Below are 682 nucleotides of genomic sequence, written 5' to 3'. Positions count from 1 at the left end.
GGCTGTGCTGGCCGAGGTCGAGTCGGGGGCCGCGGCGCTTGCCAGGACCGGCGAGCCGGTGCCGAAATGGTTCCGCGGCGCAACCGCCGAATACAGCCCCTCGGCGATCGCGATGATCCGCAAGCTCGGCTTCAAGATTGCCGGCTTCTCGATCAATGGCGATGGCGGTTCGCTGCTGGGCGCCAAGGAGACCGCCAGGCGCATCGCCGCAGCCAAGGACGGCGACGTCATCATCTCGCACATCAACCAGCCGACCCATGCAGCTGGCGAGGGCGTGGTTCAGGGCCTGCTGGCGCTGAAGGAAAAGGGCATGACCTTCGTGCGTCTCGACGACGCCGATGGCACAGGCAATCACGGCACGACCGACTGAGGGTGGTGCCTTCAAGTCGAAGCGTTTAGCCCGGCGTGGCTTCGATCGTCACCTTGCTGGCGTAGAACGCACCGTGGTCGCGGATTTCGGTCATTTCGTCGAAAGGCCGCTCGTAGGCCCACATCGCATTCTGGCCGGTCTCGCCGGCCGGCAGCACGCTCCAATAGCTGGCATCGCCCTTGTAGGGGCAATGCGTCGAGTGTTCGGTGCCGCTCAGAGCGTCGAAATCGATGTCGGCGAACGGAACGTAGAAGGCGGGGGAATAGGGGGCTTCGGTCAACACCTTGGCCTTGGTGGATGATGCGATAACCG

At 64.4% G+C, this 682-nt stretch carries 2 protein-coding genes; one reads left to right on the top strand and one right to left on the bottom strand.

The genetic code is table 11. The annotated features are described in order from the left end of the window. The coding region (locus AC1DX0_RS36695; RefSeq protein WP_477359520.1) for a polysaccharide deacetylase family protein at positions 1-370 on the top strand (370 nt) is incomplete at its 5' end. 25 nt (positions 371-395) lie between these two features. Here AC1DX0_RS36695 and AC1DX0_RS36690 read toward each other — a convergent pair. Next, positions 396-682, bottom strand: a 287-nt coding sequence (locus AC1DX0_RS36690; protein WP_477359517.1) for a DUF427 domain-containing protein, incomplete at its 5' end; no start/stop codon positions are given.

Source organism: Mesorhizobium sp. P3_A9, from assembly GCF_056402975.1.
Note: the sequence above shows the minus strand (reverse complement) of the source record. Positions and strands in the feature narration are given on the sequence as shown.